Genomic DNA, 24,978 nt, shown 5'->3' on the forward strand with positions numbered 1-24,978 from the left:
AGGTGTCCCTTCGGGCGAAACGGTTCCTCCAGGGATGTTTCGCCCGCGACCCCGCCGGGGCAAGCCCGCCGCGCCGGGGCCCGCACGGCGGCCTCGGACGTGGCCGCCCCGCCGCCGAGGGGGCCTGTCCGGGCGGACGTCCGGGCGGGGCCACTACGGTCGAGCCGTGGAAGCGAACCGTGCGGAACCCGTGTGCCCGACCTGCGGCGGGCCGATGACCTGTACCGCGATGGTCCTCGCGCGGCGGGAGGAGGACGGGAAGCGCGTCTGCCGAGGCGTGTGGCAGTGCGCGGACCGTCACCTGTGGTGGAAGTGGAGCGATCGCCCGGGCGACCAGCTGGAGACCTGCCCCTACCCCCGCTTCGGGGCCTGACGTGGAAGTGGAACGGGGCCGCGTGCCCGCGCCGCCGGACAGGTTCTAGTCCTCCTCGGCGCGCGCGGCGAACGCGGCCCGCAGTCCCGGTTCCTCCACCGCTCCCGGGCCGCGCAGCGCGACGGCGGTCAGCGTGCGGGCCTCTCCGTCCTGGCCGTCCAGCCCGCGGCGCAGGGACAGCATCAGCCGGCGACCGGCGGGGGAGGCGCGCCGGGGGTAGGGGTACAGCTCCATACGGACCGTCAGCAGGCAGCCCAGCGCCAACGCGAGCGGCGCGGCGAACCAGGCCGCCGTGAGCCCCGCCGAGGGGCCGCCCTCCTCGCCCGGCAGCACCACCGCCACCGCGCCCAGGACGGCCACCGTCGTCGCCGCCCGGCGCACCCCCCGCACCCCGCCCGCGACGGTGCCCGCCCGCTCCGGCACGGCCAGCCCCGCCGTGACCAGCCGGTCCGCCAGGTCGCGCACCGCCTCGGCCGCTGCCGCGGCCGTGCGCACCAGGGCTATCCGCCGCTGGCCGCCGGGGCCTATCGCGGTCAGCACCGCGTCCTCCACCGCGTCACGGCCCTGCGGGTCGACGACCGTCGCCCAGCCGGTGTGGGCCAGCAGCAGGCGGCGTTCCCGGGCCATCGCCACCAGGGCCAGGTCGGCGACCCGGCCCGGCCCGCCGGCCAGGAACGCCGCCTCGTAGAGCGTCAGCGAGTCACGGTCGGCGCCTCGCCGTTCGACGGCCGCGGCGACGACCGCCGCACGGCACAGGCGCGCACAGGCCGCTCCCACGAGGACCCAGGCCGCCAGCAGGAGAAAGACCCAGAACATGCGGAGTTCCTATGTCACCGCAGGGGGGTCGCGCCATGGGTCGTTCACCATATGGACACACTTCTGCGGTCAACCGCCCAGCAGCACCCGCCGGGTGGCGCGCGCGACCCGGGCGGCGGGGGTGCGCGGCAGCGGCGCGGGACCCGACCGCTCGAGCCACCAGGCGCGCAACCGGTTGCGGCGGCGGGCGCTCTCCGGGCGGCCGGAGAGCAGCAGGTGCTCCGCGAAGTCCAGCGCGTCCCTGCGGTACCCGCCGCTCTGCGGCCGGCCGAGGGCGTAGCCCACGAACAGCGGGCGGTAGGAGTCGCCGAGGATGCGGGGGAGTTCGGGCGCGACCTTGGCCACGATCCCGGCCCGCTTGGCGGCCAGCGCCCTGGCCTGCACCCGGACCCGGGCCCGGTCGAACCCCTCCGGCACGGGACCGTCGGCCACCAGCGCGGAGAGCAGCGACGCCTGGGCCACGCCCACGCGCTGCCGGGTGCGGTCGGTCGCCGCGGTCACCGCCGGTCGGGCGCCCTCCGGAGCCGCCGCCGCTGTCGCTGCCGCGCCCGCGTCCCCGTCCCCGTCGGTGGCGGCACGGCCGCGGGCGACCGCCGCCCTGATCGACCCGAGCTCCCGCTCCAGCTCGGCGGGGTGCGGGAAGTCGTCGTCCCGCTCCAGGAGCACGCCCGGCGGACGGACCCGCGAGGCCAGGTCGGCCAGGATGTCCAGCACGGGCTCCGGCACCGGGTGCGCGTGGCTGTCGTGCCAGACCCCGTCCTTGAGCACGCCGCCCGCGACGTGCACGTAGGCGATCGCCTCCACCGGCAGGTCGGCCAGCGCCTTCGCCGCCTCCTCGCCCCGGTTGACCTGATTGGTGTACAGGTTGGCGACGTCGATCAGCAGCCGCACGCCGGTGCGCTCGGCCAGCTCGTACAGGAACTGGCCCTCCGTGAGCTCCTCACCCGGCCAGGCCAGCAGCGCGGCGATGTTCTCCACCGCGAGCGGCACCGGCAGCGCGTCCTGGGCGACGCGCACGTTCTCGCACAGCACGTCCAGCGCGTCGCGGGTGCGGGGCACCGGCAGCAGGTGCCCCGCCTCCAGCGCGGGGGAGGCGGTCAGCGCGCCGCCCGCGCGGACGAAGGCGATGTGCTCGGTCACCAGCGGAGCCTCCAGCAGCCGGGCACGCTCGGCGAGCGCCTCCAGCCGTGCGGCGTCCGGGCGTTCGGCGCCGCCCAGGCCCAGCGACACGCCGTGCGGCACCACCGTGACGCCCCGCTCGCGCAACCGGGTCAGCGAAGCGGGGAGGTGGCCCGGGCAGATGTTCTCCGCCACCACCTCGACCCAGTCGACCCCCGGCAACGCCTCCACGGCGTCCGCGATCTCCGGCCGCCAGCCGATACCCGTCCCCAGGTGCGTCATCGTCGCCCTCCCCCCGTCACCGTGTACATCCCCGTACGAGGGAGTCTTGGCCCCGCAGCGGGTGCCGCGAAGCGTGTCGGCGCGTATTCAGAGCTTGATTTGAGCTAACCGCGGGCCGCGCACGGGCTTCGGCCACGCGGGGGCGGCGCAGGGGTGTGGCGACGCGGGGCCCCGTGCGGGGGAGGTTCAGCCGCGCGCGGGCCGTACACCGGGCGGAAGGGCCCCGCCGGAGCCGCGCCACCACCGCCGTGGGAGCGCCGGCGTCAGCCGCTCCCGGGGGTACCGGGTGTGGGTCAGGAACGCCTCGACCATCTCCCGCGGCGGGCGGTGCGGCGGCGCCGCCATCAGCACCGCCTCGTCGCCGTCCGCCAGGGGCCGAGTCGCCGGAGGCGGTGCCACCAGGGCGACCTCGTCCCCGGACCGGAGCCGCAGCACCAGGCCCCGCAGGCCGTGCGCGTCCCCGGCAACGCTGCGCAGGCGCGCGTGCAGCACGTCCTGCGCGGGGGAGGACAGCCGCACGCGGGCCAGCAGGGTCCCGCGGGTGAACGCCTCCCAGCGGTCCGTCCCCAGACTCCGGAACGGCGGTTCCCGCCACGGTCGGAGCGCGTCCAGACGGTCCAGGAGACGGCGCAGGAAGTCGCGGACGGCCGGCTCGTCGTGCGGCTGCCAGGACAGGTCCGTCCGGCCGAGGTCCACGGCGAGGGCCTCCTCGATCCCGGCGTACTGCTCCGCCACAGGGAGGTCGTGGAAGGGCTGTTCCAGGATCGTCCGGCTGAGGCGCTCGACCTCCTCGTCGCCGAGTTCCCGGCTGAACTGCAGGCAGTACAGCACCGCTTGGAGCATTCCGGAGGAGCCCATGCGCCCAGTATGGCGGCGATCGGGGCGACCGGCGCCGTCAGCAGACGCGACGGCGGTACCCGTCCTCCCCGGCCGGCACCAGGTCCAGGTCCCGCAGCACCACCGACAGCCTCCCGCCCCACCGTTCGCAGGCGGCGGCGAAGCCGGAGGCCCGGTACTCCACGACGAACACCCGGTCGCCGTAGGCCTCCGCGTAGGCGCCGCACTCGTCGTACTGGCCGCACTCCTCGGCCACGGCGAAGTCGTACCCGAGGGCACGGGCCTTCGGGGCCAGGTCGACCGCGTTCTTCTGGGCGACCGCCAGACCGGCCGAGTGGGCGCGTTCCGCGACGAGTTCGGCGAACGCCAGGTTGTCGGCCGCCGTCAGGAGGCCGTCCGACCGCTCGTAGGAGTCGAGGTTGTCCGGCTCGACGGCCTGGTACCCGGCCGCGGCGCAGCCGTCGATCCACTCCCCGACGATCTTCGCCAGCCTCCGGCGCCTCTCCTGGGTCGAGGTGTCGAGCAGCACCTCGTCCCAGTCCTCGTCGACGACCAACTCGCCGTCGTGGTCCCGCAGGAGCAGGTCGGGGTGATGTTCCCGCCACCGGCCGAGGGCGTCCGGCTGCGCCTGGAAGGCGTTGACGTAGCAGACGTTGTAGAGCCCCGGCACGGGCTTCTCCGAGCGGTCGCGGACCAGGGCGCCCGCCGTGTCCGGCGGCGTGGAGGCGCCGCCGAGCTGGTAGTCGAACTCCACGCCCGGCCGCGGAGCGGCCGCCTTGCCCGGCGCCGCGTTCCGCCCGGTGCCGTCCGCGGTAGTGCACCCGGCGGTGGCCGCGAGGAGCGGGACGCACAGCAGGGCGACGGCCAGGGCGCCGCGCAGTCTGGCGGGGCGCCTCGGGCGGAAGGGCATGTTCAGCGCCCTCCGGGGGCGGTGGGCGGCATCGCGGTCAGGACCGGCGGAGCGCGGGGTGGTCGGCGATCACGGTGCACGAGCCGGGCGCGATCTCCGTGAAACCGGCGTCGCGCACCACGGGCAGGCCGGAGCGGAGCAGTTCGGCCCAGCGCTCGGCGGACGCGGTGCGCACGGAGAGGGCGAAGCCGGAGTCCCGCCAGGCCGCGCGGTCGGCGTCGCCCAGCTCCCACCAGGCGAGCTGGGCGGCGTGGCCGGTCTGGGCCATCGTCTTGCCCGCGGACATGTCCAGCCGCGGGTTGAGCCAGAGCACCGGGGCGGTGAGGTCGGCGGGCGGCGGGGGCTCCGGGTCGTCCAGGTCGGTGCCCGAGACCTGGAGCTTGGCGAGCTCCTTGGGCCAGCCGTCCAGGGGGATCGGCGGGTAGACGCGGACCTCGGCGCCGTGGCGGCCCCTCACCGTGATGCCGGGCAGGGTCTGCGCCTTGCGCCACTCGGCGCCCCGGGCACGGCGGACGACCTTGCGGATCCGGGCGTCCTGCCAGTCCTCCATCGCCTGCGCCCACTCCCCGTCGCCGGTCGCCCGGGGGTCGTCCAGCACCGTCAGCACGGCACGGGCCGAGGTCTCCAGCGCGTCGGTGCGGGCGGGGGGCTCCGTCTTCTCCAGCCGGACGACCAGGGGGAGCACGTACTGCGGCTTGTCGTCCCGGAGGTCGGCGACGAGGGCGAACGGCGAGGTGGTCACACCCCCAGTCTGCCAAAACGCCACCCGCGCCTCCCCGGGGGCCCGGCCGCCGGGGTCAGCCGGAAACCGGTCGTCCCCACCGTGACGCTCCCGTAGCGTGCGGATCCGCCTGCACGACGCCTACCGGCCGCTGGGCGTGGACGGCCTGGACGAGGACCGGCTCGCGCTGTACACCCTGGCCCAGCGGCTCTCGCTGACGGCGGGGCCGCTGCGGCTGCTCGACGGGCACTTCCCCGACCGGGCGTTCATGGCCGCCATCGCCGAGCACAACCTGCGGCAGACGCTGGAACTGCTCCGGGTCTGAGGTCTGGGTCCCCGGTGTCCGATGCGCGTGTCCGGGGCGGACCGGTGGACGGACGCGCTGCCCCGCGGGCGTGTGGGCACGGCGGCCCGCAACCCGCGGGGCAGGATCGCGCGGCGTCAGGCGGAGGACGAAGGATCCGTGCGGTGGCGCAGGGTCCGCCGGGGGAGGGGGCGGGTGGCCGGGCCCTGGAGGACGGAGCCGTCCGGGCCGAAGCGAGAGCCGTGGCAGGGACACTCCCACGCCCGCTCCGCCGCGTTGAAGTCCACCAGGCACCCCAGGTGCGTGCACCGCGCGGACACCGCGTGCAGCTCGCCCTCGTCGTCCCGGTGCACGGCGACGGACTCCCCGCCCACGCGGACCACCGCGCCGTCGCCGGGCTCGATGTCCTCCACCGGCGTCGCCCCGGTCACCGCCGCGAGGCGGTCGCCGACGAAGTGACGGGCGACCTTCGCCTGGGTCTTCAGGAACCGCGGGGCCTCCCGCAGCACCGGCGCCAGCCGCCGCGGGTCGTACAGCTCGGCCCACGGGCTGCTCCCGCCGTCGATCAGCGTCGCCAGCAGCCGGCCGGCCATGATGCCGCCGCTCATGCCCCAGCCGCGGAACCCGGTGGCCACCCAGAGGCCCCGGGCGCCGGGGTGCAGCGGCCCGACCAGCGGGACCGTGTCGGTCGCGTCGGTGTCCTGGGTGGCCCACCCGTACATCGGCTCGGTGCCGGGGAAGTTGGCCACCGCCCAGTCCGTGAGCCGCCGGAAGCACTCCTCCGGGTCCCCGGTGCCGGGCGTGATGTGCTCGCCGGTGACCAGCAGCAGCCGCTTGCCGGGCTCGTCGAGCGGCGCCGTCCGCACCGAGCGGGTGTTCTCCTCGGACGTGATGTACATGCCGTCCGGGTCGAGGGAGTCGGGCATCCTCCCCGCCACCACGAACTCGCGCCGCGGGGAGAGCCGCGAGAAGAGCAGGGCCCGGTCGAAGACGGGGTAGTGGGTGGCGACGACGACGTCCCGGGCCCGCACCACGTTCCCGGTGTCCGTCTCCAGGGTGTGCGGCTCGCCCTCGGTGAGGCCGGTGACGCGGGTGTTCTCCAGGATCAGCGCGCCCTGCGCGGCCAGGTCCGCGGCGAGGACGAGGAGGTAGTTCCGCGGGTGGAACTGGTACTGGCCCTCCACCCGGACGGCGCCGGCCACCTCGAACGGCAGCCCGGTCACCTGGGTGAAGATCGCCGGCAGGCCCGCCTCGCGGGCCGCCTCCGCCTCGGCCCGCACCTGGTCGGCCTGAGCGGGGTCGGTGACGTAGGAGTAGGCGTGGCGGGACTCCCAGTCGCAGTCGATGCCGAGTTCCTCGACCAGCGCCGCGGCGTGCTCGATCGCCTCGGTCTGCGACCGGGCGTACAGCCGGGCGCCGTCCGCGCCACGCGTCTTGCGCAGGTGGGCGTAGACCATGCCGTGCAGGGCGGTCAGCTTCGCGGTGGTGTACCCGGTGACGCCACCGGCCAGCCGGCCCGCCTCCAGCACGGCCACGGTCCGGCCGGCCCGCATCAGCTCGTGCGCCGTACTGATGCCGGCCATGCCCGCGCCGATCACGGCGACGTCCACGTCCACGTCGGAGGCCAGGGAGGGGTAGGACTCGTCGCCGGGAGCGGTCCGCATCCAGTACGACGGTCCGAGCGGAGGGTAGCGAGTGCTCATGCCGCGCCGGGTACCCCGAGCGCGGACGATCAGTGCAGCCCTCCTGCGCCCGGGGCCCGGCGCTCCGGCCCGGTCCTCCCGCCTCGCCCGCCCGGCGGGACCGCGCGGGCGGCGAGGCGGGAGGCGAGGCGGGCCCGTCAGGCGTCGACGAGCGGCTTGGCGTCCCGGGCCAGCGCCGTCAGCCGCGAGATGGCCCGGTAGTACTTCTTCCGGTACCCGCCGGCCAGCATCTCGTCGCTGAAGAGCCCGTCGAACGGCGCCCCGGAGGCCACCACCGGCACCTCCCGGTCGTACAGCCGGTCCGCGAGGACCACCAGGCGCAGCGCGGTGGACTGGTCCGGCACCGCGGACACCCCGGTGAGACAGACCGCGGCGAGGTCGTCCGTCAGCGCCCCGTAGCGGCTCGGGTGGACCCGCGAGAGGTGGTCGAGGAGCGCGGGGAACGCGTCGAGGGAGGCGCCCGGCGTGCGGTGCGCGACCCGCTCGACCTGCTCCTGGGAGAACGGCGCCGGTGCCTCGGGCAGGCCCCGGTGCCGGTAGTCCTCGCCGTCGATGCGCAGCGCGCGGAAGTGCGCCGACAGGCCCTGGATCTCGCGGAGGAAGTCCGCCGCGGCGAACCGGCCCTCGCCCAGCTTGCCCGGCAGCGTGTTGGAGGTGGCGGCCAGCGCGACCCCCGCCTCGACCAGCTTGCCCAGCAGGGTGGACACGAGCACGGTGTCGCCCGGGTCGTCCAGCTCGAACTCGTCGATGCACAGCAGGCGGTGGCCGGAGAGGGTCTTCACGGTCTGCTGGAAGCCCAGCGCGCCGACCAGGTTGGTCAGCTCCACGAAGGTGCCGAACGCCTTCAGCGACGGCTCCGCCGGGGTGGCGTGCCACAGCGAGGCCAGCAGGTGGGTCTTGCCGACGCCGTACCCGCCGTCCAGGTAGACGCCGCGGGGGCCGGCGGGGGCGGCCTGCTTCGCCCTGCCGCGCCCGAACAGCCGGCGCATCGCGCCGCCGCCGGAGTCCGCCGGCGGGCCGCCGAGGGTGGCGGCGAAACCCTCCAGGACGCGGACCGCCTCGCTCTGGCTGGGCTGGTTCGGGTCCGGGATGTACGTCCCGAAGCGGGCCTCGCCGAAGCGCGGCGGCGGCACCATCTCCGCCACCAGACGATCGGCGGGGACGAAGGGCTCACGGGCGCAGAGGGACTGCGGGGCCGTTTCGGCTATGGGTCCGCGACCGGCGGCGGAGGTGGAAGGAGACACGCTTCCCCATGTTAAGCGGCATGTCACACTGCGTGTCATGCGACGCCTGTTCCCTGTGACCCAAGAGACAGCCCCCGCCGCCCCGGCGGACCCGACGGATCCGGGCCGCGAGTGGACCCTCGACGAACTGGCCGACGCCTACGCCTACCCCACGCACGCCACCGACCCGCAGTGCGGCCCCGGAGCCCGCGAGCCGTGGCTGCGCGCCAACATGGTCTCCAGCCTCGACGGCGCGGCCCAGCACGACGGCCGCTCGCACCCCATCTCCAGCGCCACGGACATGCGGATCTTCGGCACGCTGCGGGCGCTGGCCGACGTGATCGTGGTCGGCGCGCAGACGGTCCGGCAGGAGGGCTACCGGCCCGCCCGGGCCCGCAAGGAGTTCGCCGCCCGCCGGGAGGCCGCGGGCCAGGGCCCGGCCCCCGCCATCGCCGTCGTCTCGGCGAGCCTGGAGCTGGACCTCTCGCTCCCCCTCTTCACCTCGCCGCTGGTACCCACCCTGATCCTCACCGGCGCCGCCGCCGACCCCGGCCGGGTCGCCGCCGCCGAGAAGGCCGGCGCCCGGGTGGTCGTCGCGGGCGACGGCATGGGCGTCGACCCGGCGCGGGCCGTGCACGCGCTCGCCGGTCTCGGTCACACCCGGCTGCTCACCGAGGGCGGTCCGCGGCTGCTGGGGCAGCTGATCTCCGCGGGCGTGCTGGACGAGCTGTGCCTGACCCTCTCCCCGACCCTGACCGCCGGGGACGCCCAGCGCATCGCGGGCGGCCCGTCGGTCGCCGTGCCGCACCGCTTCGTGCTCGGCTCGCTGCTGGAGGAGGACGGTTTCCTCTTCAGCCGCTACCACCGGAGCTGAGGCCGGTCCTCTGGAGCTGAGGCCGGCCCCCTGGAGGTGAGGCCGGGCCGCCTGGAGGTGAGGCCGGGCCGCCTGGAGGGGCGGGACGGGCTCCGAGCAGGGCGTACGGGCCCGGTCGGCCGGGATTGAGGCGGGCGATCGGTGGAACATGGAGATCCCCCAGGTCCGGCCGGTCCGGCGCGGCCGAGGAATTGCGTAGGTCCGGACCGCGGCGAGGGGGCAGGATGGTTTCAGCAGCGGCCCACGACGGCGCTGCCGGCCACGGACGACAGCGGGCCCCTCAGGTCCGTGAACGGAAGAGAAGGGGCGCCCACGTGTTCACGAGCGTACTGATGATCGAGAAGGCCCTGACCTCGGCCGACGTCGAGTTCGTCACCACGCTGCACGGCGACGAGCCGGTCGCCTTCCACGTCATGCTCCAGCCGCGCGGCGACCAGGCCGACCGGCTGCTGCGCGCCATCGACGACATCGCCCTCGGCGCGCTGGACGAGGCGGCCCGGGAGTCCGCCAAGCCGGAGGGCAAGGACGCCGCCGAGCAGGGCCGCCAGGCCCTCGACATCTCCCTGGTGGCGCTGCGCGCCGCCGGCAGCGACGCGGAGGGGCGGCTGGTCGAGGAACACCCGCTGGACGCGCTGAGAGCGGTCGTCGAGGAGGTCGGCGCGGACGAGGTGATCGTGCTGACCGACCCGCACTACGTCGAGGAGTTCTTCCACCGCGACTGGGCCTCCCGGGCCCGCCACAAGGTGGGCGTGCCGGTGCTCAAGCTCTTCTCGCACAGCAGGACCCAGGGCCAGACCCCCGCCTGACCGCCCGCCCGGACCGGCCGTCGGTGGCCGTCGACGGTCGCCGTCGGCCGCCTGCGGCCGTCCGCGGCCGGATCCACCCGATCGGCCCGACGCGACGAGGCCGCCCGGGGCGGGGAGGGGCCGCCCCGGTGCGGCCGCGCCGGGGCCCCGGCGGGCGCGGTACTAGGCTGTGGGCGGACACGACCGCACCACCGCAGGGGAGACACGCATGGCACCCGGCCTGCCCACCGCCATGGACCGACCGCACTTCATCGGCATCGGCGGCGCCGGTATGTCGGGCATCGCGAAGATCCTCGCCCAGCGGGGCGCCAAGGTCGCCGGCAGCGACGCCAAGGACTCCGCCACCGCCGACGCGCTGCGCTCCCTGGGCGCCACCGTCCACATCGGGCACGACGCCGCGCACCTGGCCGACGACGCCAGCTGCGTGGTGGTCTCCTCCGCCATCCGCGAGGACAACCCGGAGCTGGCCCGCGCCGCCGAGCTGGGCATCCCCGTCGTCCACCGTTCGGACGCGCTGGCCCGGGTGATGGACGGCCTGCGGCCCATCGCCGTCGCAGGCACCCACGGCAAGACCACCACCACCTCCATGCTGGCGGTCTCCCTGGGCGCCCTCGGCCTCGACCCGTCGTACGCCATCGGCGGCGACCTCGACCTGCCGGGCTCCAACGCCGCCCACGGCTCGGGCGAGATCTTCGTCGCCGAGGCCGACGAGTCGGACCGCAGCTTCCACAAGTACGCGCCCGAGGTCGCCATCGTCCTCAACGTGGAGCTCGACCACCACGCCAACTACGCGTCGATCGAGGAGATCTACGACTCCTTCCGGATCTTCGCCGGGAAGATCGTCCCCGGCGGCACGCTGGTGATCTCCGCCGACCACGAGGGCGCCCGCGAGCTCACCGCGCGCCTGGAGGGAACCGGCATCCGCACGGTCACCTACGGCGAGTCCCTGGACGCCGACGTCCGCATCGGCGCCGTCGTCGCCAAGGGCCTCACCAGCGACGTCACCGTCCAGATCGACGACGCCCCGCTCACCTTCACGGTCTCGGTGCCCGGCCGCCACTACGCCCACAACGCGGTCGCCGCCCTCGCCGCGGGCGTCGCGCTGGGCATCCCGGCCGAGGAGCTCGCGCCCGCCATCGCCGCCTACACGGGCGTCAAGCGGCGCCTGCAGCTCAAGGGCGAGGCCGCCGGCGTCCAGGTGATCGACTCCTACGCCCACCACCCGACCGAGATGAACGCCGACCTCGAGGCCATGCGCGCCGGGCTCCCCGAGGGCGGCCGGATACTGGTCCTCTTCCAGCCGCACCTGTTCTCCCGCACCCAGGAGCTCGGCACCGAGATGGGTGTGGCGCTGGCCCTCGCCGACGCCTCCGTCGTCCTCGACATCTACCCGGCCCGCGAGGACCCGATCCCGGGCGTCACCAGCGAGCTGGTCATCGACGCCGCCCGGGAGACCGGCGCCGACGTCACCGCCGTCCACGACAAGGCCGAAGCGCCCGCCGTGGTCGCGGGAATGGCCAGGCCCGGCGATCTCGTTCTCACCATGGGAGCGGGCGACGTCACCGACCTCGGCCCGCTGATCCTGGACCGTCTCGCACAGCAGAACCGGTAAGGGAAGGCGCACACCATGGCCTACGAGATAGAGAAGTCCGACGAGCAGTGGCGCGCGGAGCTCAGCCCGGAGGAGTACGCCGTCCTGCGCCAGGCCGGCACCGAGCGCCCCTTCACCGGTGAGTACACCGACACGAAGGCGAAGGGCGTCTACTCCTGCCGCGCCTGCGGGGCCGAGCTCTTCACCTCGGGGACCAAGTTCGAGTCGCACTGCGGCTGGCCGTCCTTCTACGACCCGAAGGACACCGACGCGGTCGAGCTGATCCAGGACACCTCCCTGGGGATGGTCCGCACCGAGGTCCGCTGCGCCCGCTGCGGCTCCCACCTGGGCCACGTCTTCGAGGGCGAGGGCTACCCGACGCCCACCGACCAGCGGTACTGCATCAACTCGATCTCGCTGCGGATGGAGCCGGCGCAGGACTGAGCCGTCCTCGTCCCTCCGCAGCCCGGGCCCCGGTCGCACGTCGGCCGGGGCCCGGTGCGTCGTCTGCGTCGCCATGGAGGAACAGTTCACGGGGTGGACGCGGTGATCGTCGCCGCGGAGGCCGAGGCACGCCCGCGGGATCAGCGCAGCAGCGTGTCGAGGAACGGGCTGGACATCACGTGGTGGGGGTCGAGCCGCTCCAGGGTCGTGACGGCCTCGTCCCAGCCGGGGCCGCCCCCGGCGCGCAGGGAGGCGGGGACGGTGCGGGCGAGGACGTCCGGGTCGGACCACGCGGCGGTGTCGGTGTACGCCCAGCCCTTGGACCACTCCACCCGGACCGTCGCCCTGTCCGCGTCCAGGGCGAACAGGAACCGCTCGAGCTCCCGGAGGAAGCGGTGCAGGCCGGGTGTGGCCGGCAGGGACAGGACGTCGATCCACACGGCGGTGTCGACGTCCGGCCGGTCGGGGCGCGGGCGCACGGCGGACAGCAGGGGTGACCGCGCGCCCGGTACGCCGCACGCGGACGGGTCCTCCAGGCCGGTCACGCGGATCTCCACCTGGCCGTTGACCGGGTACTCGCCGCGCGCCGCGTACTCGGCGAGCAGCGTGCGGTAGAAGTCGGCGAACCGGCTGACCACCCACTGCAGATCGGCGCGGCGGACGAGGACGGCATAACCGTTGGCCGTCTCGCGCAGCGTCGTGGGCCGGATGTACTGCAACAGGTTGCGGGAGGCGCCCCACAGGTCCGACCGCAGCCCGCCCGCCAGCAGGTGGGTGAGGACGTCACCGGTCAGCACGTCCCGCACGAGGTCGCCGGAGAGCAGGACGTCGGTGAGATCACCGGTCAGCGCCACCTTGGCGAGCAGGTACTGCACCTGGCCGAAGAGCGGCGCGCTCGCCCAGGCCCCCGAGACCAGGGACCCGGCCAGCCGGGCCACCGGCTCGGGGAGGGAGTCGGAGAACGGGTAGTTGTACGGCTCGTCGACCGCGCGTGAGCCCAGCGGCCGTCGCGGCGCGACGCTCCAGACCTTCAGCCACGGCTTGTCGGTGAAGGCGAACCAGATCGCCTCCGCCCGACCGGTCCGGTCGACGAAGTCGGCCAGGGTCCGCTTCCCGGCCGCGTCGGCGGGGGCGGCGAACAGTTCGGCGGCCGGGATGTCCAGGAGGGACCGGCAGCGCAGGTTCCGGTCGGCGCCCACGCGCAGGACGGCCTCGGTGACGAGCGAGCGGCCGAGGTGGACGAGGAGCGCGTCGCAGTCGGGTTCCGCCCGGCCGACGGTCCGCAGCAGGTAGCGGCCGGCGTCCTCGTCCCAGACGACCGCGGTCAGTTCGGTGACCAGGTTGCTCAGCGAGCCGTAGCCGTGGCCGGGCGGCGTGCTCTCGCCGACGGCGGGGACGGCCGTACCGTGCCCGCCGATGGCGAGCGCGCCGCCGACCGACAGCTGCCCGGGCGCCGGCGCGGCGGTGACGCCGTGACCGGCCGCGCCGGCGAACGCGAGCAGGTCCTCCAGCGTGGCCCCGGTCTGGACCCGGATCTCCGCCGAGCCGTCGGCGGCCCGCCGCTCCAGCGACATGGCGGTGAGGTGCGCCGTGGTGTCCAGCAGGACGACCCGGGTCGCGGCCGGTGTGCCGTCGGCCACCGTGAGCGGGGCCCAGCCGTGCCGTTTGCCTTGCGCGCGTACCGTCCAGCCCGCACCGTGCGCCCAGTTGACGATGTCGAGCACGTCCTGCGGGTGGCGCGGAGCGCACGTCCACAACTGGTCGGTGCGGATCTCGCCGACCCAGTTCTCGTAGACGCGTCGGTAGAGCTCGGGACCGGCCGGAAAACCCGGTGGCGGTGGGGGTGCGTCGGCGGCGTACGCACCTCCCGGGCGGACCAGTCCGCGCAGCAGCCACGCCCCGCCGCCCGCGGCGGCCGACGACGCGAGCAGTCGGCGCCGCGACAGCCCAGCGCCGTCACCCGAAGATCCATCCGCCATGCCGGAGACCTCCCCTGTCCTGCCGGACCCGGCCGTGCCTGGCCGGCGCCGGTCGGGTGCACACGCTATCCGCCGACGGACGGGGGGTGCGGGGACCTTCGCGGTTCTCTCACACGGTGACCACCGTGTCCCGCGACGGTGCGCGTGGGGCGGTCGCGCTCGAGGCCGCCCGCACGGCGGAGCGGCGGATATCCTGGGGTGATGGTGGAGAGAACAGGTGACGGGTCGCAGACCGACGGACGCTCCACCCGCTGGGACGAGCACCGGGCCCAGCGCCAGGGCGAGTTGGTGGACGGCGCGGTCGCGCTCATCGAGGAGGAGGGCGCGCACTTCCGCATGCAGCGCCTGGCCGAGCGGATGGGCCTGCCCCGGTCCGTGCTCTACCGGCACTTCAAGGACCGCGCGTCGCTGGACGAGCTGATCCGCCGACGGGTGGTGGAGTCCTTCGTGCAGCGCATGGAGCCCACGCTCTCCTTCGACGGCACGATCGAGGAGTCGGTCCACCGCGTCGTGGGCGCCCATCTGGACTGGGTGCTGCAGCACCCGCGTCTGTACGCCTACATGGGCGTCGCCGAGCACGACATGGGGGACGGCTCCCTGGTCGCGGACACCAAGTCGGCCATCGCGCTGAAGCTGGGCGAGCGGTTCGGCGACGTGCTGAAGGCCCTCGGGGTGCCCCAGGCGCCGATCCGGTCGGTCGCGGTCGGGATCGTGGGCTTCGTGGACTCCGCGGTCAACCATTGGAAGCGCGACCCCGAGCCCGAGCAGTCGGAGGACGAGCTGCGCGCGATGCTCTGCCGGTCGGTCTGGGCGATCCTGGACTCGACGCTGCGGAGCCTGGGCGTGGAGCTGTCGCCGCAGCAGCGTGTGTCGGACCTCGAGCGGCTCCCGGCCACCCACGGCTGACCGGGCCGACTCCGCCGGCCGGGGCCGGCCGGCGGAGAAGGAACGGCCGCGTGCAGTCAGGCGGTCATGGTCACGGCCGCGACGCCCGTCGCCGCGCGCCGCAGGGACGCGGTGTCGGTGAACTTCACCCGGGGCCGGCCCTGGGCCTCCCCCTCCGCGCGCTCCGCGCGGTCGATCGCCCGCCAGGCCGCCAGGTCCAGGGCGTCCGGCGGCACGGGCGCGCCCGGCGCCGGCGGGGTGAGGCGGCCCGCGGCGAAGTCGTCGAGGAGCGACTCGACCGTCTCGTGGGCGCAGGTCTTGTTCGTGCCGATGAAGCCGGTCGGGCCGCGCTTGATCCAGCCCGCGACGTAGACCCCGAGCTCGACCCGGCCCGCCCGGTGCGGGACGGTCGCGCTGTCCTCGTCGAACGGCAGACCGGGGACGGGCCTGGCGCGGTAGCCGACGGCGCGCAGGACCAGGCCGGTCTCCAGGGTCTCGGTCTCCCCGGTGGGCCGGGCCCGGACGGTGCCGTCGTCGTCGGTGTGCAGCGTCGTCGAGGTGATCTCCAGGGCCCGCACCCGGCCCTCGCCGGTGATCCGCACCGGGCCGGCCAGGAAGCGCAGCACGATGCGGCGGCGGCCCTCGACCGGTGTGCGGGCGGCCAGCTCGGACAGCAGACGGGTCTTCTCGTCGGTGTCGGGCGCCAGATCGTCGGGCCAGCCCTCGACGCTCACGTCGACATCCTCGAGGGCGGACAGCGCGATGAGTTCGGGCACGGTGAACGCGGCCTGGGCGGGCCCGCGCCGGCCGAGGAGGACGACCTCGCGGATCCTGCTGTCCCGGAGCGCCGCGAGCGCGTGGTCGGAGATGTCGGTCCGGGCCAGGGCCTCGGGGTCGGCGGTGAGGATGCGGGCGACGTCGAGGGAGACGTTGCCGTTGCCGACGACGACCGCGCGTTCGGTGTCGAGACGGTGGTCGTCGCGTGCGTGGTCGGGGTGGCCGTTGTACCAGGCGACGAAGTCCGTGGCGGAGACGCTGCCGGGCAGGTCCTCGCCCTCGATGCCCAAGCGCCTGTCGGTCGCGGCGCCGACCGCGTAGATCACCGCGTGGTGGGCGCGCAGCAGGTCGGCGTGGGCGAGGTCGGTGCCGATCTCCACCCCGAGGCGGTAGCTGAAGCCGGGCTGGGACTCGATGGTCCGGAAGAGCTCGGTGACCTGCTTGGTGTCCTGGTGGTCCGGCGCGACACCGGCCCGCGCGAGACCGTACGGGGTGGGGAGCCGGTCGTGGACGGTCACGCGGACACCCGGGTGGCGCAGGAGTTCGTCGGCGGCGAACAGGCCGGCCGGACCGGCGCCCACGACGGCCACGGACAACTCGCCCGCCGGGAGGGTTCGTTGCCGGGGGACGACGTACATGGGCGCGCGGTCGGCGTGCGGATTCTCCTTGTAGTAGGAGGCGTTCAGCTCGACGAACGGCAACTCCGCGTCTCCGAGCGCGGTGTGCGGCTTGAGCGCGTCCACCGGGCAGGCGGTCGTGCAGGCGCCGCAGTCCACACAGGTGCGCGGATCGACGTACAGCATCTCGGCGGTCGCGAAGCCGGGCTCGCCCGGTGCGGGGTGGATGCAGTTGACCGGGCAGGCCAGGACGCACGAGGCGTCGGCGCAGCAGGATCGGGTGACGACGTACGGCACGGCGGGCGGGTCTCCGTTCGGGCGTTCAGGGGGAGGCGGTGCGGGCGCGGCGACGGGGCGGAGGTCGCCCCGGGGTGGGGCCGGCGGCCCGGACCGGCCTAGTCGGTGAGCGGGGCCGGCTCGCCGCGGAAGCGGGCCGGGCGGCCGTCGATGCGCAGGGCCCGCCACAGCGGGCGGGAGACCTTGTTCATCAGGCCCAGCTCCTCGGCGAGCATCCGCACGTCGGAGAAGAGCTCCCGGAGCATCTTCCGTCCGGCCTCGGACTTCCAGAAGACGTCCCTGATCACCCAGTCCGGGATGCCGGCCAGTGCGGCGGACTTCTTGTCGGGGATCATGATGACGTCGCACAGGACGCGCATGATCACCGGGAAGAGGACCGAGAGGGCGCCGCGACGGGCCTTGCCGAAGCGCGGGACGCGCAGCCGCAGGAACTCGTGGGCGAAGGAGATGTGCCGGGCCTCCTCGGCGATGTGGATCTGCATGATCCGCTGCGGGAGGGGGTGCACCGGCTCCCCGCTACGGAGGGCGCCCTTCTGCAGGTGGTCGATGGGCTCCTCGCCGGCCAGGATGCCGGTGAAGAACGCCTCGGGGTACAGGGAGCCGAGCAGCGGCAGGACCCGGCTGAGCCGGCGGAACCAGCGCTTGCCGCCCGCGGTGTCCACGCCGGTGCGGTTGACCAGCTCCTGGAACATCTGCGTGTGGTGGGTCTCCTCGGTGATCTCGTGCGTGAGATACCGGAACTCCTCGTTCTGGTTGCCCAGTTGGTAGACGTAGTCCAGTGCCCCGCGCATGAGCAGGTTCTCGAACTGCATCCCGACCTTGGCGATGACCGCCCAGCGCCAGATCCCGATGCGGATCTGGGTCTCCAGCGGCTGCTCCCGGTACCAGGGGTGGGCGCCCAGGGCGTCCGCGGAGGTGAGCACCCAGCGGGGGTCGCCCGCGTCCACGGCGAACTCGGGGTCGTCCCAGTCGATGTCGGTGAACGGATTGAAGTTGACGTTGACGGACCCCTCGGACAAGGTCCGCAGGCGCTCGTCGTAGGCCTTCCTGGTCAGGTTCGCGGTCATCTTCGTCCCTCGGTTGTCGGCCGGGCTGCCCCGGAGGCGGGGCGGGTGGGGGATGCGGGGGGTCGTCGGTGCGGTGGTGCGAGGTGCTGCCGGGTGCGGTGGTGCGAGGTGCGGTCGTGCGAGGTGCTGCCGGGTGCGGTGGTGCGAGGGCTGCCGGGTGGGCTGCCATGCCGCCGGGTGGTCAGGCGGCGCGGGCCGCTTCCCGGGCGCCCGCCTTCTCGAAGCGCAGCGGCGCGTCGTCCATCGGGGCGTCCCGGAGCATGGCGCGGTCGCGGTAGTAGTTGTTCCACAGCCGCCACGGGGCGCGGGTGCCCTGGCGCGGCATGACCGCGTCGGCGCGGGTGATGTAGCCGCTGGTCAGGGCCTCGCCCATGACGGAGAACTCCGAACGGTCGCCGTCGGAGGCCACCGGGCTGGCGATGTCGTGCCCGTGCCGGCGCATGTGGGCCAGCAGGCGGGCGGTCCAGTCGGCCGCGAGGTCCGCCTTCAGCGTCCAGGAGGCGTTGGTGTAGCCGATGACGAGGGACATGTTGGGTACCCCCTCGAGCATGACGGCCTTGTAGAGGACACGGTTCCTGACGTCCACCGGGACGCCGTCGACGGTCACGTCCATGCCGCCCATGAGGCGGACGTTCAGGCCCGTCGCGGTGACGACGATGTCGGCCCGGAGTTCCTCACCGGACTTCAGGCGGATGCCGTCGGCGGTGAAGGTGTCGATGTGGTCGGTGGCGACGGACGCCTTGCCGCTCCTGAGCACCTTGAACAGGTCGCCGCCGGGGACGACGCACAGCCGCTGGTCCCAGGGGTTGTACGCGGGGCTGAAGTGACGCATGTCGACGCCCTTGCCGGCCTGGGCCCGGACAAGACCGAGCAGCGCCTTGCGGGCCAGGCGGGGGAACCTGCGGCAGAAGGCGTAACTCCCGCGCTGCAAGGCGATGTTGCGGGCCCGGACGGCCTTGTACGTCAGCCCGGCGGGGGCGCGCAGCTTCTGCAGGACCGCGGTCAGCGGGTCCACCTCGGGCAGGGCCAGGACGTAGGTGGGGGAGCGCTGGAGCATGGTGACGCTCGCGGCGGTGTCGGCCATCGCGGGCAGCAGCGTGATGGCGGTGGCGCCGGAGCCGATGACGACCACGTGCTTGCCGCTGTGGTCGAGGTCCTCCGGCCACTGCTGGGGGTGGACGAGGGCGCCCCGGTAGTCGGCCTCGCCGGGGAACTCGGGGCGGTAGGGCTGGTCGTAGTCGTAGTAGCCGGTCGCGCCGACGAGATAGCCGGCGCTGTACGACTCGCGTTCCCCGGTGGCCTCGTCCTCCACCTCGACGCTCCAACGTCCCGTGTCACGCGAGAAGTCGGCGCTGATCGCGCGGCGGCCGAAGCGGATGCGCTCCACGATGCCGGCGTCGGCCGCGGCGTCCTCGACGTACTGCCGGATCCGCGCGCCGTCGGCCAGGATGCGGGCGTCGCGCCACGGGCGGAAGCCGAAACCGAAGGTGGGCATGTCGGAGTCCGACCGGATCCCGGGGTACCGGAAGAGGTCCCACGTCCCGCCGACGCGGGCGCGGCGCTCCAGCACGAGGAGCGAGCTGTCGGGGTTGTCGCGCAGGACGTGGTGTGCGGCGCTGATGCCGGATATGCCGGCGCCGACGACCAGGACGTCGACGTGCTGCTGCTCCATCGTGGGGGCCTCGCTCTCGCTCGGGAGCCCTGGGGGGACAGGGCGGACAGGCAACGCCGCTGGAGGCGTCGGCGGTTGACCGGGCGCGCGGCTCTGCGGCTCTCGTACGCGGTACTCGCAATTTACCTGCGACGCGCTGTTTCAGATACCGCTGGTAACGTGATGGAGGTCACATTGCGCGAGTGGTCGTGGACCGGGGGAGAGGCTGGGCGATGTGTTTCCGGGCGCGGGGTCAGGCCTGGCCCGGGAGCCGGACGTGTGCGAGCTTGTCGGGGTTGCGGACGAGCCGGATCGCGCTGACGGCGCCGTCCTCGGCCAGCTCGCAGCAGGCGACGAGGTCCGGGCGGTCGCCCGAGCTGATGAGCAGCGCCGGGCTGCCGTTGACCAGCACCGGGTGCACGCCGGGGTCGGGGAGAGGCTTGGCCATGACCGCCGTCAGCCAGCGCGCGACCTTGTCCGCGCCGTGCAGCGGACGCAGCGCGGCGCGGACCTTTCCGCCGCCGTCGGACCAGGCGGTCACGTCGGGGGCCAGCATGGCCATCACCCGGTTGACGTCTCCGCCGAGGCAGGCGGCGAGGAACTCGTCGGTGACCTTGCGCCGCAGCTCGGCGGGCGCGTCGTAACGGGGCCGGCGGTCCCGCACGTGGCCGCGGGCCCGGCTGCCGACCTGGCGGACCGAGGCCTCGCTGCGCTCCAGCATCCCGGCGATCTCGCGGTACCCGAAGCCGAACACCTCCTTGAGGACGAACACCGCCCGCTCGAGGGGCGACAGCGTCTCCAGCACCACCAGCATCGCCAGCGAGACCGCCTCCGCCCGCTCGACCCCGCCACCGGCGTCTTCCGGCGCGGTCACCAGCGGTTCGGGCAGCCAGGGGCCCACGTACGACTCACGCCGGGCGGCGGCCGACCGCGCGCGCGTGATGCAGAGGTTGGTGACGATCCGGCAGAGGTAGGCGCGCGGCTGCTCGACCGTGCCGGTGTCGACGCCGCTCCACCGCAGCCAGGCGTCCTGCAGGACGTCCTCTGCGTCGGCGACGCTGCTCAGCATCCGGTAGGCGATGCCGAACAGCGTCGGCCGGTGTTCCTGGAAGGTCTCCAACGCCGTCACGTGCGCGACGGTACCGCGCACCGGTCCGCGAAGCCCTGACCGGTGAGGCCGAAGGCGCTGTTCATCCGGGAGCGCAGGTTCTCCACCGCGACCATCGCGGTGAGCTCGACGAACGCCGGCTCGCCGAGCCGCTCGAGCAGCCGGGCCGCCAGCTCGTCGGTCACGGCCGGGGGAGTCGCCGACATCGCCTCGGCGTACTCCAGGACATCCTGCTCCGCCTCCGTGAACACCCCGGGGTGCTCGCGCCAGGACGGCACGGCGTGCAGCTTGGCGCTCGGCAGCCCTTCGTCGCGCGCCTCCCAGTACCCGAAGTCGGTGCACCAGGAGCAGCCGATCAAGTGGGAGGAGGCCATCACGGCGAGGATCTTCAGCTGCGGGTCGAGCTTGTTCCACCTGGCGAGCGACAGCTCGAGCCGGATGTCGGTCAGCGTCACCCGGCGGTGGTGGGCCATCGCCCGGACGGGGTCGAGGACCTCGCCGTAGGTGCGCCGGGAGTACCACTCGCTGATCCGGTACAGCAGGGTGCGTGGCGGGTCGAGCGAGATGCGGGCCATGGTGATCGCCTCCGGGTCGGGAAGGTGCCTTCACCCGGGAGGACCAGGCAGCCCGCCCGTATGTGACATCCGGACCTCCGGGCATCCGGACCTTCAGGCATCCGGGCATCCGGACATCCGGCGGACGCGGCCCGTGCCGCCCCACCCGGACCGGGTGACTGCTACGTTGCGGCACGGCACGGCACGGCACGGCACGGCTTGGTGGCGAGGGGGGAGGGGCGATGGACGTCCTCGGGGTCGACGCCTGCGGCAAGCAGGGATGGGTGGGCGTCACGCTCACCGACGGCGCGTACGCGGGCACCCTGGTCGACCTCCGCCTGGAGAGACTGGTCGAGCGCGCGGGCGAGGTGGCCGCCGTCGCGGTGGACATGCCGCTGGGCCTGGTCGAGAAGGGCTGGCGCGCCGCGGACCTCGCGGCCAGGGCGCTGCTCGGGCCGCGGCGCGCCAGCCTGTTCCTCGCCGCGCCGAGGACGGCGTGGCAGGAGCAGCACTACACCGCGGCCGCCGACCGCTGCCAGGAGCTCACCGGCAACCGCCTCACCCAGCAGGCGTGGGCGCTGAAGCCGAAGCTCCTGGAGGCGCGGGAGTGCTGGCTGCGGGACGAGCGGCTGCACGAGGTCCACCCCGAACTGTCCTTCCGCGCGCTGGCCGACGGGGTGCCGCTCGCCCACACCAAGAAGACCTGGCGCGGCCAGAACCAGCGGCGCGCCCTGCTGGCCGAGGCCGGCCTGGTGCTCCCGGACACGATCGGCGAGGCGGACCGCGTCCCCGTCGACGACGTGCTCGACGCCACGGCGGCGGCCTGGTCGGCACACCGCGTCGCCCTCGGGACGGCCCGGCGGCTGCCGGAGACCCCGGAACGCGACGCGGAGGGACCCCGCCCGGTCGAGATCCGCTACTGACGGGACCCGGGGGTCGCCTCCGTCAGGGGCCCGAGAGGGCCCGGTCAGCGCAGCAACGCGGTCGTGAACGTCTCGCGGTGGTTGGACAGCCAGGCATGGAGGCGGTCCCAGCGCTCCCAGCCGCCGCGCTCCGCCAGCGCTTCGACGAAGACCCGGTCACCATCGGCCACGCGGCGGGCCACGAAGGTCCGGCAGACATCCGTGGCCTGCTCGACGACGGCGGGCAGCTCGGCTCGCTCCCGCGGGGAGAGGCCGTAGCCGTCGGCGAGGACCCGAAGCCGTGCGGGCGCGTCCAGGCCGCGGGGGTAGTACGCGGCCGCCGACGTGGGATCGAGCATCGGCACCCAGTACCGGGCGGTCATCGCGAGGTCCCAGAGCGGGCGGCCCGGAGCGGCCATGTCGAAGTCGATCAGCGCGGCCGCACGGCCCTCCCGGAGGACGACGTTCTCCGGGCACACGTCGTTGTGGCACAACACCGTTCCGCCCTCCGGGTCGGCCAGGTCGTGGGGCCACTCGGCACGGGGGTCGACCCCGACGGCCGCGCCGGCCTCGTGCAGGCGCCGCACCAGGGCGCCCACCGAGGCAAGGACGGTCCTCGACATCGCCCGTTCCGGGAACGGTGGCAGGGCCACGTCGCCGGGGAGGAAGGTCAACTGCTCGCGGCCGTCGGCGGTGAGGGCGACGGGGGTCGGCGCGGCGTCGAAGCCGTGGTCCTTCAGCGCGCGGAGATACGCGTGCAGGGCGGGTGCGTTGCGCGGCGCGGGGCGGTCGACCACCGTGTCACGGCGGAAGACAGCCCCGGCGTTCGCCATTCCGCCGACCAGCGCCTCGTCCTCGGCCGTCATGGCGGTCAGGCTACCCGGCGCGGACCACTTCCCGGGTGGTCCGGTCGCCGCGGAGGTGGCGCATCGTGACGGCAGGCGCGGCGGTCTGCCCGGCCGGGCGTCGCGCGTGCGGTCCGCTCCGCGACGAGGTGCGGCCGACGGTCCGTGCCGTCGGCCGCCCGGTGGACCGTCAGCCGAAGAGGCCGTCGATCACCCCTTCGACCGCCTCCTCGACGATCTCCTCGGCCGTCTCCTCCACGATCTCCTCGACGAAGTCCCCGAAGATGTCGTCCATGAACTGTCCCCTCTGTCGGCGTGACGGTGCCCGTCGCCGTTCGAGTCGGCCACGGGCCCGGGCATCCTCTCAACTGCGCCTGCCTGCGCGCCAGTTCACAATGGATCTTCTTCGGGACGGAAACGGGTTGGCGTGGGCCGGCGGGCGGTTGCTACCCTCGCGGAGGCCGTGCGAGAGAACGAGGAGGTGGTACCCGTGAACGCTGTATCGACATGGGTGCTCCCCTCCGGGGTCACGGCCGGGCGATAGGTCGTCCGGGAGCGCCGTTTCCACGAGCACTCCCGAAAGGCACGACCGTGCGCTTCACTTCCGAACAGCACCTCGACGACGGCGTCATCGAGCGTGAATTCACCCTCGGCGAGATTCCCGGCACCCTGTGGACGCCCGGCGCCGCGTCCGGCTCCGCGCCTGCCCCGCTGGTCCTGATGGCCCACAACAACGGCCTGCCCAAGGCCGATGCCCGGCTGGTGGCCCGGGCCCGGTACACGGCGGCGCGCGGGTACGCGGTGGCGAGTATCGACGCCGCCGGGTGCGGTGACCGTCCCCGCACAGCCGCCCAGGACCAGGCCCGCGCCGAGCTGCGGAGGGCGATGCAGGCCGGCGAGCCGGTCGACGAGATCTTCGAATCCTTCATCGGCCCGCTGGTCGAGACCGCGGCGCCCGAATGGCGGACCGCGCTCGACGCTCTCCTCGAGCTGCCGGGCGTCACCGGCCCGGTCGGGTACTCCGGCGGATGGGCCGCCCTCGGCATCCGGCTGGCGGTGACCGAGCCGCGCATCGCGGCCGCGGGCTTCTTCGCCGGGGGCTACGTGCCCCGCGCCCAGCGTGAGGAGGCCCGCCAGGTCACCGTCCCGCTGCTGTTCCTGCTGCAGTGGGACGACGAGGGCAACCCCCGGCAGCGGGCCCTCGACCTGTTCGACGCCTTCGGCAGCAAGGAGAAGACGCTGCACGCGAACCTCGGGGGCCACACCGGCACCCCGTGGTTCGAGCTGGAGGACGGCTGCCGGTTCTTCGACCGGCACCTGAGGCAGCAACGGTCCTGACGTAGGACCGCGAGCCGGTCGCGCGCGACGCCACCGTCCCCGGCGGCGACCGGCTCGGCCCCCCCTTCCGGCCCGGCTCCGCCGGGCTTGGCCGGGCCCAGCCCGGTCCGGACCGACGTAAGTCGCTGTCGGGGACGGTGCTGTGCCTCTAGGGTTCCGCCATGCGACCCGACGGCGAGGAGCACCTCCGTACGACCGCCGGCACGGGGCCGGCTCCGCTCCGGCGGATCGGTGTACCGCGCTCGCGCCGTGCCCTGGTCGTGGGTGCGGTGCTGGTGGTGGCCTCGGAGGCCGTGCTGCTGGGCGGCCCCCGGCCCGGTGACCACCCGCCGTCGCGGGTCTGCTGGGACGGGCTGGCCCTGCACGCCGACGTGGACGCGGACGGCCGGGAGGACCGGGTGGTCGACGGCGGGGCGGACGGAAGGGCCGCCGTCCTCTTCACCGAGGGCGACAGCGATCGGGACACACCGGTCACCGTGGACGAGGCCCGCGGCTTCTGGCAGAAGCTCAGGGGCGCGCTGCGCAAGGGCATGGCGACCCGCGGGGCGTTCGGCGACTTCGACGGCGACGGCTACCTCGACCTGGCGCTCTTCTACAGCCAACGGGACGCCGGCGACTCCACGAACAGCGTCATGCCCGCGCACGAGGTGCGCTACGGACCCCTGGCCCGTGACCTGAGCGGTAGCCGCACCCGCCCGGTCCGCATGCCGTACGACTCCTTCGTGGAGGGGGTGCGCACGGCCGACGGCGACCATGACGGCCGTGCCGAACTGCACGTGTTCCAGTCCCGCGGCGACGGGGCGCGCTCCGAGTACGTGGGGCGTCAGCGTGACGGCGGTGTGAGCGTGAGCCGTCAGGAGGTCGCGGCGTGGGGGAGCGGCGAGTGGCGGTCGCTGCCCTGGACGGGCCTGGCGGACTTCGGGATGTGCGCGGGCTGACCCCGTCCGGGCCTCGG

23 protein-coding genes and 1 pseudogene are annotated in these 24,978 nt (G+C 74.3%); 10 read left to right on the plus strand and 14 right to left on the minus strand.

The annotated features are described in order from the left end of the window. Positions 1 to 166 precede the first annotated feature (166 nt). On the plus strand, positions 167 to 373 hold the full coding sequence (locus ABT026_RS21330) for a dehydrogenase (protein WP_351116388.1): 207 nt from the start codon (positions 167 to 169) through the stop codon (positions 371 to 373). A gap of 45 nt (positions 374 to 418) precedes the next feature. Here ABT026_RS21330 and ABT026_RS21335 read toward each other — a convergent pair whose 3' ends face one another. From ABT026_RS21335 to ABT026_RS21355, 5 genes are all read right to left on the minus strand, one after another. Further along, entirely contained in the window at positions 419 to 1,189 is a 771-nt protein-coding gene (locus ABT026_RS21335) for a TIGR04222 domain-containing membrane protein (protein WP_351116389.1), read from the minus strand. Positions 1,190 to 1,258: 69 nt separating this feature from the next. Beyond that, positions 1,259 to 2,590, minus strand: a complete 1,332-nt coding sequence (locus tag ABT026_RS21340) for an MbnB/TglH/ChrH family RiPP precursor modification enzyme (protein ID WP_351116391.1) — start codon at positions 2,588 to 2,590, stop codon at positions 1,259 to 1,261. 186 nt (positions 2,591 to 2,776) lie between these two features. Further along, positions 2,777 to 3,448, minus strand: coding sequence for a hypothetical protein (locus tag ABT026_RS21345; protein WP_351116393.1), 672 nt, complete (start codon positions 3,446 to 3,448; stop codon positions 2,777 to 2,779). A 37-nt stretch (positions 3,449 to 3,485) separates the two neighbouring features. Beyond that, entirely contained in the window at positions 3,486 to 4,337 is an 852-nt protein-coding gene (locus ABT026_RS21350; RefSeq protein WP_351116394.1) for an endo alpha-1,4 polygalactosaminidase, read from the minus strand. A 37-nt stretch (positions 4,338 to 4,374) separates the two neighbouring features. Then, positions 4,375 to 5,079, minus strand: coding sequence for an aminoacyl-tRNA hydrolase (locus tag ABT026_RS21355; RefSeq protein ID WP_351116395.1), 705 nt, complete (start codon positions 5,077 to 5,079; stop codon positions 4,375 to 4,377). A gap of 97 nt (positions 5,080 to 5,176) precedes the next feature. Between ABT026_RS21355 and ABT026_RS21360 the strand changes: the two are divergent. After that, positions 5,177 to 5,383, plus strand: a pseudogene (locus ABT026_RS21360) (aminoglycoside phosphotransferase family protein); the annotation flags it as partial. Between the two features lie 116 nt (positions 5,384 to 5,499). Here the strand turns inward: ABT026_RS21360 and ABT026_RS21365 are convergent. Both ABT026_RS21365 and zapE read right to left on the minus strand, forming a co-directional pair. Continuing rightward, positions 5,500 to 7,065, minus strand: a complete 1,566-nt coding sequence (locus ABT026_RS21365; RefSeq protein WP_351116397.1) for an FAD-dependent oxidoreductase — start codon at positions 7,063 to 7,065, stop codon at positions 5,500 to 5,502. 137 nt (positions 7,066 to 7,202) lie between these two features. Next, on the minus strand, positions 7,203 to 8,309 hold the full coding sequence (gene zapE, locus ABT026_RS21370; protein WP_351116398.1) for a cell division protein ZapE: 1,107 nt from the start codon (positions 8,307 to 8,309) through the stop codon (positions 7,203 to 7,205). A 37-nt stretch (positions 8,310 to 8,346) separates the two neighbouring features. Here zapE and ABT026_RS21375 point away from each other — a divergent pair, with 37 nt between their 5' ends. From ABT026_RS21375 to msrB, 4 genes are all read left to right on the plus strand, one after another. After that, entirely contained in the window at positions 8,347 to 9,162 is an 816-nt protein-coding gene (locus ABT026_RS21375) for a pyrimidine reductase family protein (protein WP_351116400.1), read from the plus strand. 314 nt (positions 9,163 to 9,476) lie between these two features. Then, positions 9,477 to 9,968 carry an indole-3-glycerol phosphate synthase gene (locus ABT026_RS21380; RefSeq protein ID WP_351116402.1) on the plus strand — a complete coding sequence of 164 codons (492 nt, stop codon included), beginning with the start codon at positions 9,477 to 9,479 and terminating at the stop codon, positions 9,966 to 9,968. Between the two features lie 208 nt (positions 9,969 to 10,176). After that, positions 10,177 to 11,580: a UDP-N-acetylmuramate--L-alanine ligase gene (gene murC / locus ABT026_RS21385; protein ID WP_351116403.1), complete on the plus strand. Its 1,404-nt coding sequence runs from the start codon at positions 10,177 to 10,179 to the stop codon at positions 11,578 to 11,580. 15 nt (positions 11,581 to 11,595) lie between these two features. Further along, positions 11,596 to 12,003, plus strand: a complete 408-nt coding sequence (msrB, locus tag ABT026_RS21390; RefSeq protein ID WP_351116405.1) for a peptide-methionine (R)-S-oxide reductase MsrB — start codon at positions 11,596 to 11,598, stop codon at positions 12,001 to 12,003. Between the two features lie 140 nt (positions 12,004 to 12,143). On the opposite strand, the gene ABT026_RS21395 is transcribed toward msrB, so the two are convergent. After that, positions 12,144 to 13,982 carry a cholesterol oxidase substrate-binding domain-containing protein gene (locus tag ABT026_RS21395; protein ID WP_351116406.1) on the minus strand — a complete coding sequence of 613 codons (1,839 nt, stop codon included), beginning with the start codon at positions 13,980 to 13,982 and terminating at the stop codon, positions 12,144 to 12,146. Positions 13,983 to 14,183: 201 nt separating this feature from the next. On the opposite strand from ABT026_RS21395, the gene ABT026_RS21400 reads away from it, so the two are divergent. After that, the gene (locus ABT026_RS21400; protein WP_351116407.1) at positions 14,184 to 14,888 is read left to right on the plus strand and encodes a TetR/AcrR family transcriptional regulator; all 705 of its coding nucleotides are present in this window, start codon (positions 14,184 to 14,186) and stop codon (positions 14,886 to 14,888) included. Positions 14,889 to 14,944: 56 nt separating this feature from the next. Here the strand turns inward: ABT026_RS21400 and ABT026_RS21405 are convergent, their stop codons facing one another. The 5 genes from ABT026_RS21405 to ABT026_RS21425 form a co-directional block, all read right to left on the minus strand. Further along, positions 14,945 to 16,558 carry an FAD-dependent oxidoreductase gene (locus tag ABT026_RS21405; RefSeq protein WP_351116409.1) on the minus strand — a complete coding sequence of 538 codons (1,614 nt, stop codon included), beginning with the start codon at positions 16,556 to 16,558 and terminating at the stop codon, positions 14,945 to 14,947. 98 nt (positions 16,559 to 16,656) lie between these two features. Beyond that, positions 16,657 to 17,625 (minus strand): AurF N-oxygenase family protein, encoded by a 969-nt coding sequence (locus ABT026_RS21410; RefSeq protein ID WP_351116411.1) that lies wholly within the window; start codon positions 17,623 to 17,625, stop codon positions 16,657 to 16,659. 181 nt (positions 17,626 to 17,806) lie between these two features. Next, entirely contained in the window at positions 17,807 to 19,297 is a 1,491-nt protein-coding gene (locus tag ABT026_RS21415) for a flavin-containing monooxygenase (RefSeq protein ID WP_351116412.1), read from the minus strand. Between the two features lie 232 nt (positions 19,298 to 19,529). Further along, complete coding sequence (locus ABT026_RS21420; RefSeq protein ID WP_351116414.1) at positions 19,530 to 20,405, minus strand: RNA polymerase sigma-70 factor; 876 nt, start codon at positions 20,403 to 20,405, stop codon at positions 19,530 to 19,532. Beyond that, complete coding sequence (locus tag ABT026_RS21425) at positions 20,402 to 20,959, minus strand: carboxymuconolactone decarboxylase family protein (RefSeq protein ID WP_351116416.1); 558 nt, start codon at positions 20,957 to 20,959, stop codon at positions 20,402 to 20,404. The genes ABT026_RS21420 and ABT026_RS21425 overlap by 4 nt, the downstream gene beginning before the upstream one ends. A gap of 221 nt (positions 20,960 to 21,180) precedes the next feature. On the opposite strand from ABT026_RS21425, the gene ABT026_RS21430 reads away from it, so the two are divergent. Further along, on the plus strand, positions 21,181 to 21,861 hold the full coding sequence (locus ABT026_RS21430) for a DUF429 domain-containing protein (protein ID WP_351116417.1): 681 nt from the start codon (positions 21,181 to 21,183) through the stop codon (positions 21,859 to 21,861). A 44-nt stretch (positions 21,862 to 21,905) separates the two neighbouring features. Here ABT026_RS21430 and ABT026_RS21435 read toward each other — a convergent pair whose 3' ends face one another. Continuing rightward, a complete protein-coding gene (locus tag ABT026_RS21435) occupies positions 21,906 to 22,706 on the minus strand; it encodes a phosphotransferase (protein WP_351116419.1) in 801 nt (266 codons plus the stop codon). A 570-nt stretch (positions 22,707 to 23,276) separates the two neighbouring features. Here ABT026_RS21435 and ABT026_RS21440 point away from each other — a divergent pair. Beyond that, positions 23,277 to 24,023, plus strand: coding sequence for a dienelactone hydrolase family protein (locus tag ABT026_RS21440; protein WP_351116420.1), 747 nt, complete (start codon positions 23,277 to 23,279; stop codon positions 24,021 to 24,023). Between the two features lie 161 nt (positions 24,024 to 24,184). Then, the gene (locus ABT026_RS21445; RefSeq protein ID WP_351116422.1) at positions 24,185 to 24,961 is read left to right on the plus strand and encodes an EF-hand domain-containing protein; all 777 of its coding nucleotides are present in this window, start codon (positions 24,185 to 24,187) and stop codon (positions 24,959 to 24,961) included. The last annotated feature ends 17 nt before the right edge of the window (positions 24,962 to 24,978 follow it).

This window comes from Streptomyces sp. NPDC002734 (genome assembly GCF_040295685.1).
Classification (GTDB): domain Bacteria; phylum Actinomycetota; class Actinomycetes; order Streptomycetales; family Streptomycetaceae; genus Streptomyces.

Bases quoted from the DNA above. Each gene is read 5' to 3' on its own strand.
- ABT026_RS21335 (WP_351116389.1), bottom strand. From the start codon at position 1,189: ATGTTCTGGGTCTTTCTCCTGCTGGCGGCCTGGGTCCTCGTGGGAGCG.
- ABT026_RS21340 (WP_351116391.1), bottom strand. From the start codon at position 2,590: ATGACGCACCTGGGGACGGGTATCGGCTGGCGGCCGGAGATCGCGGAC.
- ABT026_RS21345 (WP_351116393.1), bottom strand. From the start codon at position 3,448: ATGGGCTCCTCCGGAATGCTCCAAGCGGTGCTGTACTGCCTGCAGTTC.
- ABT026_RS21350 (WP_351116394.1), bottom strand. From the start codon at position 4,337: ATGCCCTTCCGCCCGAGGCGCCCCGCCAGACTGCGCGGCGCCCTGGCC.
- ABT026_RS21365 (WP_351116397.1), bottom strand. From the start codon at position 7,065: ATGAGCACTCGCTACCCTCCGCTCGGACCGTCGTACTGGATGCGGACC.
- ABT026_RS21375 (WP_351116400.1), top strand. From the start codon at position 8,347: ATGCGACGCCTGTTCCCTGTGACCCAAGAGACAGCCCCCGCCGCCCCG.
- murC (WP_351116403.1), top strand. From the start codon at position 10,177: ATGGCACCCGGCCTGCCCACCGCCATGGACCGACCGCACTTCATCGGC.
- msrB (WP_351116405.1), top strand. From the start codon at position 11,596: ATGGCCTACGAGATAGAGAAGTCCGACGAGCAGTGGCGCGCGGAGCTC.
- ABT026_RS21395 (WP_351116406.1), bottom strand. From the start codon at position 13,982: ATGGCGGATGGATCTTCGGGTGACGGCGCTGGGCTGTCGCGGCGCCGA.
- ABT026_RS21400 (WP_351116407.1), top strand. From the start codon at position 14,184: ATGGTGGAGAGAACAGGTGACGGGTCGCAGACCGACGGACGCTCCACC.
- ABT026_RS21410 (WP_351116411.1), bottom strand. From the start codon at position 17,625: ATGACCGCGAACCTGACCAGGAAGGCCTACGACGAGCGCCTGCGGACC.
- ABT026_RS21415 (WP_351116412.1), bottom strand. From the start codon at position 19,297: ATGGAGCAGCAGCACGTCGACGTCCTGGTCGTCGGCGCCGGCATATCC.
- ABT026_RS21425 (WP_351116416.1), bottom strand. From the start codon at position 20,959: ATGGCCCGCATCTCGCTCGACCCGCCACGCACCCTGCTGTACCGGATC.
- ABT026_RS21430 (WP_351116417.1), top strand. From the start codon at position 21,181: ATGGACGTCCTCGGGGTCGACGCCTGCGGCAAGCAGGGATGGGTGGGC.
- ABT026_RS21435 (WP_351116419.1), bottom strand. From the start codon at position 22,706: ATGACGGCCGAGGACGAGGCGCTGGTCGGCGGAATGGCGAACGCCGGG.
- ABT026_RS21445 (WP_351116422.1), top strand. From the start codon at position 24,185: ATGCGACCCGACGGCGAGGAGCACCTCCGTACGACCGCCGGCACGGGG.